The sequence below is a fragment of the Streptomyces sp. T12 genome, assembly GCF_028736035.1.
Lineage (GTDB): Bacteria > Actinomycetota > Actinomycetes > Streptomycetales > Streptomycetaceae > Streptomyces.
Window position 1 is genome coordinate 820,634 of the sequence record NZ_CP117866.1, and the last position, 14,798, is coordinate 835,431.

Annotated in this window: 13 protein-coding genes; 8 read left to right on the forward strand and 5 right to left on the reverse strand. The window is 71.2% G+C overall.

The window, feature by feature from the left end; translation table 11 throughout:
* Window positions 1–99: 99 nt before the first annotated feature.
* A complete protein-coding gene (locus tag PBV52_RS03615) occupies window positions 100–690 on the reverse strand; it encodes a hypothetical protein (protein WP_274236798.1) in 591 nt (196 codons plus the stop codon).
* Window positions 691–846: 156 nt separating this feature from the next.
* Between PBV52_RS03615 and PBV52_RS03620 the strand changes: the two genes are divergently transcribed.
* Both PBV52_RS03620 and PBV52_RS03625 read left to right on the forward strand, forming a co-directional pair.
* Window positions 847–2,085 carry a sensor histidine kinase gene (locus PBV52_RS03620; protein WP_274236799.1) on the forward strand — a complete coding sequence of 413 codons (1,239 nt, stop codon included), beginning with the start codon at window positions 847–849 and terminating at the stop codon, window positions 2,083–2,085.
* Complete coding sequence (locus PBV52_RS03625) at window positions 2,082–2,684, forward strand: DNA-binding response regulator (protein ID WP_274236800.1); 603 nt, start codon at window positions 2,082–2,084, stop codon at window positions 2,682–2,684. The genes PBV52_RS03620 and PBV52_RS03625 overlap by 4 nt, the downstream gene beginning before the upstream one ends.
* A gap of 33 nt (window positions 2,685–2,717) precedes the next feature.
* Here PBV52_RS03625 and PBV52_RS03630 read toward each other — a convergent pair whose 3' ends face one another.
* Window positions 2,718–3,149: a helix-turn-helix domain-containing protein gene (locus PBV52_RS03630; protein WP_274236801.1), complete on the reverse strand. Its 432-nt coding sequence runs from the start codon at window positions 3,147–3,149 to the stop codon at window positions 2,718–2,720.
* Window positions 3,150–3,229: 80 nt separating this feature from the next.
* Here PBV52_RS03630 and PBV52_RS03635 point away from each other — a divergent pair, with 80 nt between their 5' ends.
* From PBV52_RS03635 to PBV52_RS03645, 3 genes are all read left to right on the forward strand, one after another.
* Window positions 3,230–4,075 (forward strand): methyltransferase domain-containing protein, encoded by an 846-nt coding sequence (locus PBV52_RS03635; RefSeq protein WP_306801419.1) that lies wholly within the window; start codon window positions 3,230–3,232, stop codon window positions 4,073–4,075.
* Between the two features lie 89 nt (window positions 4,076–4,164).
* Window positions 4,165–4,875 carry a ThuA domain-containing protein gene (locus tag PBV52_RS03640; protein WP_274236803.1) on the forward strand — a complete coding sequence of 237 codons (711 nt, stop codon included), beginning with the start codon at window positions 4,165–4,167 and terminating at the stop codon, window positions 4,873–4,875.
* Window positions 4,845–5,957: a Gfo/Idh/MocA family protein gene (locus PBV52_RS03645; RefSeq protein WP_274236804.1), complete on the forward strand. Its 1,113-nt coding sequence runs from the start codon at window positions 4,845–4,847 to the stop codon at window positions 5,955–5,957. Before PBV52_RS03640 ends, PBV52_RS03645 begins: the two co-directional genes overlap by 31 nt.
* A 22-nt stretch (window positions 5,958–5,979) precedes the next feature.
* On the opposite strand, the gene PBV52_RS03650 is transcribed toward PBV52_RS03645, so the two are convergent.
* From PBV52_RS03650 to PBV52_RS03660, 3 genes are all read right to left on the reverse strand, one after another.
* Complete coding sequence (locus PBV52_RS03650; protein ID WP_274236805.1) at window positions 5,980–7,458, reverse strand: glutamate-cysteine ligase family protein; 1,479 nt, start codon at window positions 7,456–7,458, stop codon at window positions 5,980–5,982.
* A 93-nt stretch (window positions 7,459–7,551) separates the two neighbouring features.
* Complete coding sequence (locus PBV52_RS03655) at window positions 7,552–8,646, reverse strand: sugar ABC transporter substrate-binding protein (protein WP_274236806.1); 1,095 nt, start codon at window positions 8,644–8,646, stop codon at window positions 7,552–7,554.
* On the reverse strand, window positions 8,643–11,177 hold the full coding sequence (locus PBV52_RS03660) for a SpoIIE family protein phosphatase (protein ID WP_274236807.1): 2,535 nt from the start codon (window positions 11,175–11,177) through the stop codon (window positions 8,643–8,645). The genes PBV52_RS03655 and PBV52_RS03660 overlap by 4 nt, the downstream gene beginning before the upstream one ends.
* Before the next feature lie 332 nt (window positions 11,178–11,509).
* Here PBV52_RS03660 and PBV52_RS03665 point away from each other — a divergent pair, with 332 nt between their 5' ends.
* The 3 genes from PBV52_RS03665 to PBV52_RS03675 all read left to right on the forward strand — a co-directional run bounded on the left by PBV52_RS03665 (window position 11,510) and on the right by PBV52_RS03675 (window position 14,713).
* The gene (locus PBV52_RS03665; protein WP_274236808.1) at window positions 11,510–12,613 is read left to right on the forward strand and encodes a substrate-binding domain-containing protein; all 1,104 of its coding nucleotides are present in this window, start codon (window positions 11,510–11,512) and stop codon (window positions 12,611–12,613) included.
* A 61-nt stretch (window positions 12,614–12,674) separates the two neighbouring features.
* The gene (locus tag PBV52_RS03670; protein WP_274236809.1) at window positions 12,675–13,448 is read left to right on the forward strand and encodes an ATP-binding cassette domain-containing protein; all 774 of its coding nucleotides are present in this window, start codon (window positions 12,675–12,677) and stop codon (window positions 13,446–13,448) included.
* 5 nt (window positions 13,449–13,453) lie between these two features.
* Window positions 13,454–14,713 (forward strand): sugar ABC transporter permease, encoded by a 1,260-nt coding sequence (locus PBV52_RS03675; protein ID WP_373921822.1) that lies wholly within the window; start codon window positions 13,454–13,456, stop codon window positions 14,711–14,713.
* Window positions 14,714–14,798: the final 85 nt, after the last annotated feature.

Genomic DNA, 14,798 nt, shown 5'->3' on the forward strand with positions numbered 1-14,798 from the left:
AGTTGGCGGTCGGACAGGAGAGAGCACTGGGGGCAACGTACGGGGCGGAGCCCGGTTACGGGCCCCGCCCCGGCGCTTCTTGGCCGTTCTTCGTGCCGGCTAGACCAGAAAGAGCAGTTGGACGGCGACGAGTACGTCGATGACACCGCACCACTCGGCGAACGTACGGGAGACGACCTTGTCGAGCCTCAGGTGCACGAAGTCCCACACGCCGTGGAAGAACCAGCCTGCGGCGACCAGATAGCGCCCCAGGTCCGGATCCACCGCCAGCCCGGCCGACGCAAGCCCGCAGAAGACGAGCGCGCCCACGGCCTGCGCCCCGAAGGTGGCCCGCCCGTGCGGTGTCCCGCGGACGGCGCCCCAGGCCAGGAGGACCAGGGCGAGGGCCACGAGGACCGTCGACGGGGCGACCACGTCCTGCAGGGGGAGCGCGAACACGGCCACGAGCCCGGCCCCCAGCACCGGCCAGGTGGCCTGCGGCTTTCCTGTCTGATGGACGACCAGGTAGATCAGCGGCAGCAACGGCAAGGTCTCTCCGAAGCCGCCGACGGCGTCCGCCACGTCCTCGGAGCCGGACGCGATCACGTTGAGGGTGACGACCACGAGAGCGAGGGCCGTGGGCCAGCGCCGCTTGAGCACGGCGGCCGGGTGCGGGCGGTCCGCCGTCGGGTGAATGTGGGGTGCCTGCATGACGGCTCTCCTTCGGTACCGGGGCGGGGTATCCGCCGACACCTCCAGGCTGGGCCGTGGCGAGGCCCGCCAGTAGTGCCGAACCCCCATGCGCAGGCGTGGAGTTGTCACCTCCTCGCATGACATTTGTCATGCGGCCTGGGCCACAATGACCGGATGGGGGACGGATCGATCGATCGTGGGGCGGCGGGGCTGACGAGCCTGCGTCGCTACACGTGGTGGACCGTGCCGGGCATGACCGCGTGTGTCCTGGCCGTCTTCGTCGGCGCGTGGGTCCTCGACGGCGACGTCCCGCTGTGGGCCCGCGTCCCGGCCGCCGCCGCGCTGACGGTCGAGGTTTGGGCGAGTGTCGTACTGCTGAGCCGGCGGCTGGCACTCCTGCCGGTGACCGACACGCACCCCGACCAACCGCCCGCAGGCCTGCTGATCGCCGCCGCAGGGGCCGGAGTTGTGCTGGCGGCACTCCCCCTCGCCCTGCGCGACTACGGGCTGTGGCCGGTCGCGCCCGCCCTGGTGGTGGCGATCCTCGCGACCTACCTCCCGCCGCACCGCAGACGCCTGCTGATCGCGGGCGCCGTGGCCCTCGCACCGCTGCCCGGGGGCCTGGTCAGCCTGGTCGAGAGGGACGGTGAGTCGGCGTACGCCGCGCTGTTCCCGGCCGGGCTGGTCGCCTTCACGGCGTGGGTGACGCTCGGCCCTCTGTGGGCCTGGGACACGGCACGGCGACTGGACGAGGCGCGGCGACTGGAAGCGGAGCTGGCGGTCAAGGAGGAACGGCTGCGGTTCGCCGCCGACCTGCACGACATCCAAGGCCATCACCTCCAAGTGATCGCGCTGAAGGGCGAGTTGGCGGCTCGGCTCGTCGAGCTGGACCCGGCGCGTGCCGCCGCGGAGTTGAAGGAGATACGGCGGCTGGCGACGGACGCCCTCAGCGACACCCGGGCCGTGGTGCAGGGGTACCGTCGAACGACGCTGGAGGACGAGATCACCAACGCGACGCGGGTGCTGGCCGCCGCCGACATCGACGCACGGATGGCCGTCGACCCCGGTGCCGCGGCCACCCGCCTCACGGACTCCGCCCGCCACCTCCTCGGTCTGGTGATGCGGGAGGCCACCACCAACGCGCTCCGGCACAGCCGGGCCGGGCACGCCGAGGTCGACTACCGGATCGCGGGCGGTTTCGCCCACCTGCGGGTGAGCAACGACGGCGTCGAGGAGCATCCCGCCGCCCTGGAGGGCACGGGCCTGCGCACCCTCGCCGAGCGGCTGGAGGCGGCCGGCGGCGAGCTGACCTGGAATCGCGACGGTGACCGCTTCGAGGTTGCGGCCGCACTGCCCACCGACTCGGCGAACGCACCGCAATCGCCGAACCCCGCGGACGGAGCCGCCCGATGATCCGCCTGCTGATCGCCGACGACGAGGACCTGCTCAGAAGCGCCCTGGCCGCCCTGCTCGCGCTGGAGCCGGACCTCACCGTCGTCGCCGAGGCGGCCACCTCCACCGAGGCGGTACGGCTGGCCCGTGAGCACCGCCCCGACATCGCCGTCCTCGACCTGGAGATGCCGCCCACCGACGGGCTGCGCGCCGCCGAGGAGATCCGGGCCGAACTGGCCACGCAGATCGTCTTGGTGACACGGCACGCCCGGCCCGCGGTGCTGCGCCGGGCGCTGACCGCAGGCGTACGCGGCTTCGTCCCCAAGACGACCCCGGCGGCCCGACTGGCCGAGATCATCCGTGACGTCGCCGACGGCCGCCGCTACGTCGACCCGGACATCGCGGCCTCCGCGCTGACCGAGGACGACTGCCCCCTCACCGACCGCGAACTTCAGGTCCTGCGCGCCGCCCGCACCGGCGCGTCGATCGCCGAGATCGCCACCGATGTCCACCTCGCCCCCGGCACCGTCCGCAACTACCTCTCCGCGGCCATGTCCAAGCTCGGCACTCCGACTCGGCATGCGGCCGCTCACCGGGCCTGGGAGCAGGGCTGGATCTGAACCGCTCTTGACGCCCCTCCCCCACCTGAGGTTTCACGGCGGCCCCGGAGCCCGCTTCCTCGGCGCCGCGACAGCGCCGGCCGCGGCGGCCGCGAGGAGGCGGCGGAAGGTGGGGCATTCCATGTGGCTCGGCGCCGGGCAGGCCGCGGCGTGGCGCAGGGAGTCCCGCAGGACGCCCAGTTCGCGGATCCTTCGGTCCAGCTCCTCCGCCTTGGTCGAGAGCATCTCCCGGTCGATGCGCGGCTGCCCGTCCGGAGCGAACATGTGCGCGATCTCGTCGAGCGAGAAGCCGGCGGTTCGGCCCATCGCGATCAGCGCCAGGCGCTCCAGCACGCCGGGATCGTACTGACGGCGCAGGCCCCGCCTGCCGGCGCAGGCGATCAGCCCCTTTTCCTCGTAGTACCGCAGCGTCGAAGCGGGTACCCCCGCGCGCTGCGCCACCTCGGCGATGTCCAGGTGTGTCATCCGCTTGACCTCAAGTCGACTTGAAGTAGCACGCTGTCATCAAGGCCCGAGGAACACAAGCACAGGAGACGATCATGGGCATGGAGCGCAGGAGTGACGACGAGCAGGCGGCCCGCTGGAGGGGGCCCGGTGGACACGCCTGGGTCGAGACACAGGCGGTGTTGGACGAGGTGCTCAGGCCGTTCGAAGATCTTCTCGTCGAAGCGGTGGCCGCCGAGCACGCGGAACACGTACTCGATGTCGGCTGCGGCACCGGCGGCACCACGGTGGCCGTCGCGCGACGGCTCGGTCCGGCGGGTCACTGCGTCGGCGTCGACATTTCCGAACCGATGATCGCCGCCGCCCGGGCGCGCGCCGAGCGGGAGGGCACGCCGGTGTCCTTCATCCGCGCCGACGCACAGGAGCACGACTTCGAACCCGCCGCCTTCGACCTCGTCATCTCGCGCTTCGGCGTCATGTTCTTCAACGACCCGGTCCAGGCCTTCGCGAACCTTCGGCGCGCCGCCCGGGACGAGGCCGGGCTCCGGTTCATCAGCTGGCGAAGCCCCGCGGAGAATCCGTTCATGACGACCGCCGAGCGCGCCGCGGCACCGATCCTGCCGAACCTCCCCGCGCGCCGGTGGGACGGGCCGGGACAGTTCGCGTTCGCGGACTCGGACCGGGTCCACCGCATCCTGGAGGAGAGCGGGTGGTCCGGGATCGACATCCGGCCGATCGACGTGACCTGCACGCTGCCCGAGCGGGAGCTGGTCGGTTACTTCACCCGGCTCGGCCCCGTCGGTCAGGTGCTGCCCGAGGCGGACGAGCAGACCCGCGCAAGGGTCGTCGAAACGGTGCGCGCCGCGTTCGAACCGTATGTGCAGGGCTCGGAAGTCCGCTTCACCGCGGCCTGTTGGACGGTCGGCGCCAAGGCGAAACTTTCGTGATCTCTGCGCCCCTTCCTGGGCGCGGGGCGCCCGGCGCATAGTGAGGGAGCGGTTCTACGGGTCGGCCACGGGAACGGTGATTCAACGAGATGACGCGGAAGAACGCCCTGGTGGTGCGAGGCGGATGGGAGGGGCATCGGCCGGTCGAGGCCACCGAGCTGTTCCTGCCCTTCCTGCGCGGCAGCGGATACGCCGTCCGGGTCGAGGAGTCGACCGACGTCTACGCCGACAGCGCCGAGATGGCCGACACCGATCTCGTCGTGCAGTGCGTCACGATGTCGCAGATCACCGCCGAGCAGCTGGCGGGACTGAGCGCGGCGGTCGTGGCCGGCACCGGCTTCACCGGCTGGCACGGCGGCATCGCCGACTCGTTCCGCGCCTCCTCCGACTATCTCCACCTGGTGGGAGGGCAGTTCGCGACCCACCCGGGCAAGGAGCCGTGTGAACGCCAGGGGGTCCAGGAGGACAACTACCTGCCGCACGTCGTCAACATCACGGAGCTGGGCCGCGAGCACCCGATCACGGCGGGCATCGAGGACTTCGAGCTGCACACCGAGCAGTACTGGGTGCTTCACGACGACCTGATCGACGTGCTGGCCACCACCACCCATCCCGTCCGGCCGTGGCAGCCCTGGCACCGGCCGGTGACGTCACCGGCGGTCTGGACCCGCCGATGGGGTGCCGGGCGCGTCGTGGTGGCGACACCGGGGCACAGCCTGGACGTCCTGGCGGACCCCAGCGTGCGCACCATCATCGAGAGGGGCATGCTGTGGGCGACGCGCACCGCATCGGCGTCGTAGGGCTCGGAGTCATCTCCCGCGCCTACCTGGACACGCTCGTCGGACATCCCCGCGTGCGCGTCACCGCGGTCGCCGACCTCGACGCCTCCCGGTCGGCCGCGGTCGCCGCCGAACTGCCCGGCGTCCGGGCGCTGGCCGTCGAGGAGTTGCTGAGCAGCCCCGACGTGGACACGGTGCTGAACCTCACCGTCCCCGCGGCCCACGCGGAGATCGCCCTCGGCGCCATCGGCCACGGCAAGAACGTCTACGGCGAGAAGCCGCTGGCCGCCGACTTCGCCGACGCGCACGCCGTGATGGAGGCCGCGGCGAAGGCAGGGGCCGGCGTGGGATGCGCGCCGGACACCGTCCTGGGCACCGGCATCCAGACGGCTCGGGCGGCCGTGGAGGCGGGGCGCATCGGACGTCCCCAGTTCGCCTCGGCGGTGATGGTCACGCCCGGGCACGAACGCTGGCATCCCCACCCCGACTTCTACTACACCGCCGGCGGTGGCCCGCTGCTGGACATGGGCCCGTACTATCTCGCGTCCTTGATCCACCTGCTCGGTCCGGTGCGTGCCGTGATCGGGGCGGGCGGGCGGCTGCGCGGCGAGCGCGTCATCGGTTCCGGGCCGCGTGCGGGCGAGCGGATACCGGTCGAGGTGGACACCCATGTATCCGGCGTCCTCGAACACAGGGGCGGGACGCTGACGACGATCACGACGAGCTTCGACGGCGTGGCCACGACAGCGGCGCCGATCGAGGTCCACGGCGACGCGGGCACCCTCGCGGTCCCGGATCCGAACCGCTTCGACGGTGAGGTACGGCTCTTCGAACTCGGCGCCCCGCAGTGGCGCACGCTCCCGCCCTCGGCGGGCTACGTCGACGGCGCACGGGGCGTCGGCCTGCTCGACTTCGTCGCCGCCGACGCACAGCGGGCGCCGCGCGCGAACGGCGCCCTCGCCCTGCATGTGCTGGAGACGATGAGCGCCCTGTTGCGCTCGTCGGCCGAGGGGCGCCGTATCGAGCTGACGACCTCGGCACAGCCGCCCGTTCCCGTCCCGCTGACGGCTGCGCGGGACTGGAGGGGGCGCGGCACCGACTGACCCGCGTCGCAGTGCCGCGGAGTCAGTCCACGGGCCACGTGTGCGCGGGCGCGTTCAGGTGCATGTAGTCCATGTACGTCGTGGTCATCTGCCGCAGCGCCTCTCGCCGGTCGGCGGTGCCGCCCTTCTCCAGGTGGTGGACCGTCTCCGCCTGCCACAGGGCGCCGTTGCGGGCGGTGACGCAGCGCTGCTCGATGATGCCCAGCAGGGGTTCGCGCCACGCCGCGTCGATGCCGGCCAGTTCCAGTCCCCGATGGGCCAGGGGCAGCAGTCGCCGCAACACCAGTTCCGTGACCGGTACTTCGCCCATGCCGGGCCAGTACAGGCGGGCGTCGATGCCGTCGCGGGCGGCGGTGTGGAGGTTCTCCTCGGCGACCGAGAAGGACATCCGCGTCCAGACCGGCCGGTCCTCGTCGACCAGGGCGCGGGTCAGGCCGTAGTAGAAGGCGCCGTTGGCGATGATGTCGGCCACCGTGGGGCCGGCGGGCAGGACCCGGTTCTCGATGCGCAGATGCGGCCCGCTGCCGGTGACGGCATAGATGGGGCGGTTCCAGCGGTAGATCGTGCCGTTGTGCAGGGTCAGTTCGCCCAGTTGCGGAATGCCGCCGTGGTCGAGCATCTCCTGCGGGTCCTCGTCGTCGCACAGCGGCAGCAGCGCCGGGTAGTAGCGCACGTTCTCCTCGAACAGGTCGAAGACGCTGGTGATCCACCGCTCTCCGAACCACACCCGAGGCCGTACGCCCTGGGCCTTGATCTCCTGGGGGCGGGTGTCGGTGGCCTGCTCGAACAGGGGGATGCGGGTCTCGCGCCACAGCTCCTTGCCGAACAGGAAGGGCGAGTTCGCCGCCAGGGCGATCTGTACGCCCACGACAGCCTGGGCCGCGTTCCAGTAGTCCGCGAACTCCTTCGGTGAGACCTGGAGGTGGAACTGGGTGCTGGTGCAGGCGGCCTCGGGGGTGATGGTGTCGGCGTACGTCGACAGGCGCTCCACGCCGTCCACCGTGATCCGCAGGTCCTCGCCCCGGGCCGCGAAGATCTGCTCGTTGAGCAGCCGGTAGCGCGGATCGCCGGACAGGGCCGCCTCGCCCACGTCCGCCTCCCCCAGGGTCGGCAGGATGCCGATCATGATCAGGTGCGCGCCCACGGCCGAGGCGCGTTCCTCGGCGTGGTTGAGCGCGTCGCGGATCACCTGCTCCCAGGCGCCGGGGCCACCCGCCGTCAGCTGCCGCGGCGGAATGTTGATCTCCAGGTTGAAGCGGCCCAGCTCGCTCGACCAGGCGGGATCGGCGATCGCCCGCAGCACGTCGGTGTTGCGCATCACCGGCAGCCCGTCGGCGTCCACCAGATTGAGCTCGATCTCCAGCCCGACCTGGGGGCGCTCGCTCTCGAACGTCGACTCGCGCAGCATCTGCGCCAGCACATCGAGGCAGGTGTGCATCTTCTCCCGGTAGCGGCGGCGATCCTCCCGCGTGAACACCAGGGCCGGCACGTCACGTCCCATCGTGCCCTCCCGAGTCCCCTCGGCGGATACCTCTCGTCCCAGCGTCGCACCTTGGACGGCACCCGAACAGTCGACGCACGGCCGTGGGCCCGCTCACCGGAGGAGTCCCGCCTTCTCGCAGGCGGCCCGGAGCTCAGGGACGCAGATCTGGTCGACGGTGTACACGCCGTCATTGACGAGTGTCTGCTCGATGTTGTCGACCGTGACCGCCGTCGGGGTGAGCAGGACGGACGGGATGCGCTTGGTGGTGTGGCTGTCAGTGCTGGTCCTGGCGATGTCACGGACGTCCTCGCCACGCCCCAGGGCGACGGCCATGGCGGCGGCCGCGATGGCTTGCGCCCGGAACGGTTTGTACACCGTCATGTACTGCTCGCCCTTGACGATGCGCCGTACCGCGTCGAGGTCGGCATCCTGACCGGTGACCGGGGGCAGCGGCCGGACGCCGGCGCTCTTGAGAGCGGAGATGACGCCCGCGGCTATGGAGTCGTTGGCCGCCAGGACACCGCCGATCCGCTCCGGGCCCAGGGCCGCGATGGCAGCGGACATCTGGGCGTGGGCCTTGTCCGTGCTCCAGTCCAGGGTGTCGTACGACCTGCCGATCCGCACCTTGCCCGTGAGGACGGACAGCGCGCCGCGCCGGAACCACGCCGCGTTGGAGCTGGCCGGATCACCGTTCATCATGACGACGTTCCGGGCCCGCGCCTGGTCGCCCATGGCGTGCAGGAGCGCCTCGCCCTGGAGCCTGCCGACCTGTCCGCCGTCGAAGCTGACAAAGCCGGAGATCGGGCCTTCGGCGAGCCGGTCGTAGGCGATGACCGGAACGCTCGCCTTGCGGGCCTCCTGGATCGAGGAACGCAGCGCCCTGGTGTCGGCGGCGTCGAGGATCAGTACCCCGGCCCCCTTGGTGATCATGGAGATCATCTGTTGCCGCTGCCGCGTCGCGTCGTTCTCGGCGTTGGCGTACAGCATGGTGCAGTCGGGGCACAGTTCCTTCAGCCGCTCCTCGATCAGCGGTTTGTCGGAGTGCTCCCAGCGGGGCACCGCGCGGCTCGGGAGCAGCAGCCCGACGGTGAAGCTGTCCGCGCCTCCCCCGTCACCTCCCCCGCAGGCTGCTGCCAGGGATACCGTCAGGAGTCCCGCGACGAGCACCCCGATGGCGCGCCGAACACGGGTCGGCAGGATCCTCATGGCAGACCCCCTTGTTCGGGCGGCGGCCCCGCGTCCGCCGGAGCCGGCTCGCGCCGCGGTACGGCGATCTCGCTCCACACCTGCTTGCCGCCGGCCACCGGCACGGAGCCGAAGGACTCGGACATCGCCTCGACCAGCAGCAGCCCTCGGCCACCGGTCGACTCCCAGTCCACGATCACGGGCTTGGCGGGTGCACGTGGCGAGGAGTCGCTCACGCTGACCCGTACCCGGCCGGCCCGGAGCGTCAGATCGACGCTGACCGGGCCCTGGGTGTGCACCAGGGCGTTGGTGACCAGTTCGGACACGACGAGCAGCACGGCATCGGTCGCTTCCTCGACCTTCCACCGACGCAGGGTGCGCGCGGTGAAGCGGCGGGCGTGCATGACGGCGTCGGGCAGCCGCCACACCGCCCAACCGGCCCTGGTCGGCCGGATCTTCATCCCGTCGTAGCGCAGCAGCAACACAGCGACGTCGTCCTCACGGCGGCCCGCGTCGCCCAGCAGGGCGTCGGCCATCCGGCCAGGATCCGCCGGATCGGCCTCGGCGAGAGCGGCGGAGGTGCGGCGCATCCCCTCGTCCAAGGGCAGGTCGGCGGACTCCACCAGGCCGTCGGTGACCAGGGCGAGCACCGTTCCGGGGGCCAGGACGACCGAGGTCATGGGGAACTCCGCCTCCGCGAGAACGCCGAGCGGGAGCCCGCCCTCGACCTGGATCTCCTCGGTCCGGCCGTCGGGGTGGCGTACCAGCGGCGCGAGGTGACCGGCCCGGACGAACAGGGTGGTGCCCCCGTCCATGTCCAGCTCGGCATAGCAGCAGGTGGCGAAGAGATCGGTCTCCATGCCGACGAGGAGGCGATTGGCGTGCGACATGACCACGTCGGGCGGGTGGCCCTCCACCGCGTACGCCCGGACCGCGGTACGCATCTGGCCCATGATCGTCGCGGCGCCGGCACTGTGCCCCTGTACGTCTCCGATGACCAGCGCCACCCGGTCCTCGGAGAGCGCGATCACGTCGTACCAGTCGCCGCCCACCTGCAGCCCCCGCCTGGCCGGCAGATAGCGCGCGACGGCCGTCCCGCCGGGCAGCTCGGGCAGGCGCCTGGGCAGCAGACTGCGCTGCAGCAGCGTGGCGAGCTCCTGTTCGGCGTCGTGTGCGTGGGCGCGCTTGAGGGCCTGGCCGACCAGGGCGGCGGTGGCCGTGAGCAGGGAGCGCTCCTCGGGCGCGAACTCGTGCGGCTTGTCCCAGCCGACCAGGCACACGCCGGCGGGCCGGCCCTTGGCCGGGAGCGGCAGGACGGCCAGGCCTCCGGTGCCGATGCCCGCGAGTCCGGGTTCGAAGTCCGTACCGGCCGGCCACAGGTCCGTACGTCCGTCCCGCAGCGCCATCTGCAGGGTGGGCAGGGCGCTGACCGGTGCGTCCGGCCACTCCGAGCGCCACTGCGCGCGCCATGTCTCCGGCCAGGCGGCGGGCTGCGGCGGGTCGAGCATGGTGACGGTGAGCCGGTCGTCCCGCAGTTCGGCGAGGGCCACCCGGTCGGCACCCAGCGGTTCACGCAGCGCGGCCACGACCACGCGGCCGACGTCACGGACCTCTGTGGCGTCGTCGAGGGCGGCGGTCAGCCACTGGATCCGGGAGACGTCGTCGGCGCTGCGGCGCAGTACCGACGTCGCCGTCACCACGCCCAGCACCTGGTCCGGCCGTTCGTCGGCGCCCGCGACCAGCCGGCAGCTCAGGTTCAGCCAGCGCATCTCACCGGTGGGGCGACGGACGCGGAACTCCAGCTCCCGTCGGCCGAACGCCGGGATGGACGGCTCCAGGACCGACATCAGCGCGTGCATGTCCTCGGGCAGGGCGTGCGCGAGCAGGGTGTCCGCCTTGCCGTCGAAGTCGTCGGGCGTGATGCCGACCAGTTCGAGGAGGGTGTCGTCGGCCTCGGCCAGGCCGGTGTTCGGCACCAGGACGAAGGAGCCGACACGCAGACTCCGCAGGGCGTGACCGAGCAGCGACGCCGGCGCGGGTCGGCCGTCGCCGGCCTGGAGCAGGCCGGCGACCGCGTCGGCGTACCGCTCGAGGAAGCGCCGGTGCTCGGACTCGAAGCCGGTCCTGGCGGCGCCCACGACGACGAGGCAGCCCAGCCGCCTGCCGTCCGACCCGAGCGGCAGCGCGCCGAGCGACAGCTCCGCCCGTGGCGGCATCGGGCCGCCCTCGGGATAGGAGGCGAGTTCGGGGGGGTTCAGCCACAGGGGGCGGCCGGTGCGGAAGGCGTAGGCCGCGGGTGAGCCACCGGAGACGGGCAGACGCTCCGGCAGCCCGTACTCGGAGATGGCGCAGCCGACCGTTTCCGTCAGCCGGAGCTCTTCTTCGCCCGCGCCGGGCACGTAGACGGCCACCAGCGCCGCTCCGGCGAACCTGAGGACCCGATCGATCGCGGCGACCTCCGGCACCGGAGGCGGTGCACCGATGTCCGCGGCGCCGGCCTCGGATGCCCGCAGCTCGGGGAACCCCGCCCAGGAACGGCCGTCATGAGGCATGTCCGCTACCTACCTCCCGTCCATGCCGCTGGTGCCGACATATGGAGATATAGGGGCACCCTCACACCAGAATCGCATAGGTGTGCAATCAGGACAGATGCACGTTTATTACCTTCCGCGGCAGGCTCGGATTTCCTTCCTCGGCAGACCCGACCGCGGGCCGGCCCACCCCGTTCGCAGATCACCTCAGCCGGTGTCACACTGACGACGTGGTCGGACTTCTGCCCGGCAGCACGCGAGCAGCCGCGTGTGAGGTCGGCGACCGTGATCCGCCAGGACCCCTGTGACCGCCCCCTCCCCACGCACGGCGAAGGTCAAGGGAGGTCTCTCACATGAAGACCCGCACCCGGGACGCGGCCATGGCCGTGACCGTGCTCTGCACGGCCGTCGCCCTCGCGGCCTGCGGGTCGTCGGGCGGCAGCGCGTCGGGCGACGGGAGCGAATCCAGCGGGGGAGACACGCCGACCATCGGTCTGCTGCTGCCGGACTCCACCACGGCTCGCTGGGAGACGCAGGACGGGCCCCTGCTCGAGACGAAGATCAAGGAACTGTGCGGCGACTGCGCGGTCGAGCACGCCAACGCCAAGGGCGACGTGGCCCTCCAGCAGGAACAGATGGACTCGATGATCACTGCGGGAGTCGACGCCATCGTGCTCGTGGCCGTGGACGCGAGGTCCCTCGCCGCGGCGGTCAGGAGCGCGAACGAAGCAAACATCCCGGTCATCGCCTACGACCGCCTCGCCGAGGGCCCGATCTCGGGTTACGTCTCCTTCGACGGTGAGGAGGTCGGCAGACTCCAGGGCCGGGCGCTGCTCAAGGCCATGGGCGAGGGGGGCGACCACCAGATCGTGATGATGAACGGCGACCCCAGCGACCCCAACGCGGTGTCGTTCAAGAAGGGCGCACTGTTCGTGCTCGAGGGCCGGGTGGAGATCGGCAAGGAGTACGACACGCTCCAGTGGAGGCCGGAGAACGCGCACATGAACATGTCCGGCGCCATCGCCGCCCTCGGCGTCGGCAACATCGACGGGGTCTACGCGGCCAACGACGGCCTCGCCGCCGGCAGCATCTCCGCCCTCAAGTCGAACAAGGTCGACCCGCTTCCGCCCGTCACCGGGCAGGACGCCGAACTCGGGGCCCTGCATCGCATCCTGCGCGGCGATCAGTACATGACCGTCTACAAGCCCTTCGCACCCGAGGCTTCCGCGGCCGCCACCATGGCGGTTGCCGCAGCACGCGGTGAGCGCCTGGACCGCCTCGCCACGGACGAGGTGAGCACCCGCGGCGCCGACGCGGTTCCGGCCGTCATGCTCACCCCCGTGTCCGTGACCGTCGACAACATCAAGGACACCGTGGTGAAGGACGGCGTGTACACGATCGAGCAGATCTGCACTCCCGGACTCAGAGCCGCCTGCGAAGACGCCGGGCTGACCTGAGCGCCCATGCCCCGAGACCAGGTCCGGCCCCCGTCGGGCCCCGGGAAGGAGATGGTGTCCCGTGCCGGCTCCCCCCTTGCTGGCCCTGCGCGGCGTGTGCAAGCGATTCGGCGTCGTGGAGGTGCTCAGCGATGTCGAGCTGGAGATTCACGCCGGCCAGGTCGTCGCCCTGCTGGGCGACAACGGGGCCGGCAAATCCACCTTGGTCAAGGTGATCTCCGGTGTCATCCCGGCGGACAAGGGCGTCATCGAGTGGGAGGGACGGACGGTCCAGATCAGGCGCCCCCATGACGCCCGGGAGCTCGGCATCGCCACCGTCTACCAGGACCTGGCGCTCTGCGGGAACCTCGACGTCGTCGGCAACCTGTTCCTCGGACGGGAGATCCGCAGGTTCGGGTTCCTCGACGAGATGGAGATGGAACGCCGCTCCAGACACCTGCTGGATCGCCTGACCAGAGGCGTCCCCGACCTGCGCGCCCCCGTCGTCTCACTGTCCAGCGGCCAGCGGCAGACGGTCGCCATAGCCCGCTCGCTGCTCGGCGACCCGCGGGTCCTCCTCCTGGACGAACCGACCGCGGCCCTGGGATTCGAGCAGACCACCGAGGTCCTGGACCTCGTCGACGAGCTGCGCGACCGCGGCATGGGCATCGTCCTCATCAGCCACAACATGGGCGACGTCAAGGCTCTCGCGGACCGCGCCGCCGTACTGCGGCTCGGCCGCAACAACGGCTTCTTCGACGTGAACACCGCGTCCCAGGAACAGATCATCGCCTCCGTCACCGGCGCGACGGAGAACGTACCCCGCCAGATGACCCACCGGGAGGCGGGGTGGTGAAAGGCATGCGCAGCAAGGCGGACACCGCACGGACCGAGCCCCCCGAGGCCCCCCGGCCGCAGCGCGAGCGCGCCGTCGCCCGGGCTGTGGAGAGCTCGGTCGACATGTTCCGGCGCAAGGTCCGCGCCGGTGAACTGGGCTCGCTCCCCGTCGTCCTGGTCCTCGCCACCGTCTGGATCATCTTCCAGTCCCTCAACGACAACTTCCTCTCCCCCCGGAACCTGTCCAATCTCAGCGTCGACATCGTGGGCACGGGTCTGATCGCGGTGGGCATCGTCTTCGTGCTGCTGCTCGGCGAGCTCGATCTGTCGGTCGGTTCGATCAGCGGTCTCGCGGCGGCAGTCTTCGCCGTACTGAACGTCAACAACGGCGTGCCGGAGTGGCTCGCCCTGCTCATCGCGGTGCTCGCGGGCACCGGGGCCGGAACCGTGCAGGGGTTCTCCTTCGCCAGAACGCGGGTGCCGGCGTTCGTCGTCACGCTGGCGGGGCTGCTCACCTGGAACGGCCTGATGCTGTACATCCTCGGGACCAGCGGCACGATCAACCTCGACGAGAACGGGCTCGTCGCCAAGCTGACGAACTACTACTTCACCCATGACGCCGTCGCCTACGGGCTGGCGGCCGTCGCCGCCGGCGCGGTCTTCCTCGTGTCGTACCAGGACGCGCTGCGCCGCAGGGCCGTCGGCATGCCGCACCGCTCGCTCCAGGCGATCGTCGTCCGCACGGGAGCACTCGCGGTGATCGCGTTCGCCGCGGCGTATCTGCTCAACCGTTTCCAGGGTCTGCCGCTGGCCCTGCTGATCTTCCTCGTGCTGGTGGCGGGACTCGACATCCTGCTCCGCCGCACGCACTACGGCCGTCAGGTCTACGCCCTCGGCGGCGGTGTCGAGGCCGCCCGTCGCGCCAGTCTCAACGTGACGGGCGTGCAGACCGCGGTGCTCGCCGTCTCGGGCACGATGGCCGCGATCGGTGGCCTGTTCCTGGCCTCGCGGATCACCTCGGTGAGCCAGAGTTCCGGCTCGGGCGTCCTGTTGCTCAACGCCATCGCGGCGGCCGTCATCGGCGGCACCAGTCTGTTCGGCGGACGGGGTACGACCTGGTCCGCGGTGCTCGGCATGCTGGTCATCCAGTCGATCGCCTCGGGCATGGCGATCACGGACACCCCCACCGCGGTCCAGTTCATGATCACGGGCGGGGTGTTGTTCGCCGCGGTGGTCATCGACTCGGTGTCGCGACGCACGCAAGAGGCACATGGGCGCGCCTGACGCCTCACTGACGCCGAGCCGGTACGAGGTGATCGGCACGAGGTGATCGGCACGAGGCGAGGGACTCGTCGGGCTCCTTGCCCCG

What these genes read in the sequence shown, in the direction of transcription:
- PBV52_RS03615 (WP_274236798.1), bottom strand. Translation starts at nt 690, where the DNA reads ATGCAGGCACCCCACATTCACCCGACGGCGGACCGCCCGCACCCGGCC.
- PBV52_RS03620 (WP_274236799.1), top strand. Translation starts at nt 847, where the DNA reads ATGGGGGACGGATCGATCGATCGTGGGGCGGCGGGGCTGACGAGCCTG.
- PBV52_RS03625 (WP_274236800.1), top strand. Translation starts at nt 2,082, where the DNA reads ATGATCCGCCTGCTGATCGCCGACGACGAGGACCTGCTCAGAAGCGCC.
- PBV52_RS03630 (WP_274236801.1), bottom strand. Translation starts at nt 3,149, where the DNA reads ATGACACACCTGGACATCGCCGAGGTGGCGCAGCGCGCGGGGGTACCC.
- PBV52_RS03635 (WP_306801419.1), top strand. Translation starts at nt 3,230, where the DNA reads ATGGAGCGCAGGAGTGACGACGAGCAGGCGGCCCGCTGGAGGGGGCCC.
- PBV52_RS03640 (WP_274236803.1), top strand. Translation starts at nt 4,165, where the DNA reads ATGACGCGGAAGAACGCCCTGGTGGTGCGAGGCGGATGGGAGGGGCAT.
- PBV52_RS03650 (WP_274236805.1), bottom strand. Translation starts at nt 7,458, where the DNA reads ATGGGACGTGACGTGCCGGCCCTGGTGTTCACGCGGGAGGATCGCCGC.
- PBV52_RS03655 (WP_274236806.1), bottom strand. Translation starts at nt 8,646, where the DNA reads ATGAGGATCCTGCCGACCCGTGTTCGGCGCGCCATCGGGGTGCTCGTC.
- PBV52_RS03660 (WP_274236807.1), bottom strand. Translation starts at nt 11,177, where the DNA reads ATGCCTCATGACGGCCGTTCCTGGGCGGGGTTCCCCGAGCTGCGGGCA.
- PBV52_RS03665 (WP_274236808.1), top strand. Translation starts at nt 11,510, where the DNA reads ATGAAGACCCGCACCCGGGACGCGGCCATGGCCGTGACCGTGCTCTGC.
- PBV52_RS03675 (WP_373921822.1), top strand. Translation starts at nt 13,454, where the DNA reads ATGCGCAGCAAGGCGGACACCGCACGGACCGAGCCCCCCGAGGCCCCC.